The following is a 313-nucleotide window of genomic DNA, read 5'->3' on the forward strand; positions in this document are numbered from 1 at the left end:
GGTGGGAGCACCGTCCACCAAGCAGGGACAGAAGACCCGGCAGGCGGCCAGCGGCAAGGCCCTGCCCACGCAGCGCTTTGACACCAGCAAATGGAACGCCATGGACATGGATGTGCGCTTCAAGAGCTGTCTCTTATACACATCTGACGCTGCCGACGAAATGCGAACAGTGTAGATCTCGGTGGGCGCCGGATCATTAAAAGGGGGGGGGGGGGGGGGGGGGGGGGGGGGGGGGGGGGGGGGGGGGGGGGGGGGGGGGGGGGGGGGGGGGGGGGGGGGGGGGGGGGGGGGGGGGGGGGGGGGGGGGGGGGGG

Annotated in this window: 1 protein-coding gene; it reads right to left on the minus strand. The window is 73.5% G+C overall.

What is annotated here, in order from left to right; translation table 11 throughout:
* Positions 1 to 119: 119 nt before the first annotated feature.
* Positions 120 to 313, minus strand: a 194-nt coding sequence (locus JHD82_RS29520) for a hypothetical protein (protein ID WP_199140472.1), incomplete at its 5' end; no start/stop codon positions are given.

The organism is Delftia sp. ASV31, from assembly GCF_016428765.1.
GTDB lineage: Bacteria > Pseudomonadota > Gammaproteobacteria > Burkholderiales > Burkholderiaceae_C > Comamonas > Comamonas acidovorans.